At 62.7% G+C, this 448-nt stretch carries 1 protein-coding gene; it reads left to right on the top strand.

Annotated elements, in window-relative coordinates:
- A partial coding sequence (locus AC1U89_RS24785) for a hypothetical protein (protein ID WP_479902265.1) occupies positions 1 to 448 on the top strand: 448 nt, incomplete at both ends.

Genomic DNA, 448 nt, shown 5'->3' on the forward strand with positions numbered 1-448 from the left:
GCGATGGTCCGGGGGACGCTGGATGAGCTCGGCTGGCACGACGAAATCATGGGCAAGGGCAACCGTGAACTCAACGCCACACACGTGCTCAACCTCCGCTTGCACCTGCTGGACTGGAAGCTGCTGCGAAAGCGCAACGGCAGGATGGTGCTCGGCGCCGTGGGCAAGATTGGCCTTGAGGACCCGGACGCGCTCTGGGACTACATGGTTAAGACGATTGGAGCCCCGCAGAACGACGCCTTGAAACTCATGACCAGGCTTGCCACACACTGGCTGGTTCAGGGATTTGCCCCCTCCTACATGCTGCGCGACCAGGTCATCTTCACTGCCCTCGAAGGCTCCGGCTTCGTCAATCGGTCCGGTGACCCGATTCCGGAATCCTGGGCGTGGGACATCGACCGCACGGTGCGGGAGTCTCTGGATTGTCTCCAGCTCACGGTCCCCGGCC

The sequence above is a fragment of the Caulobacter sp. 05T431 genome (assembly GCF_056665975.1).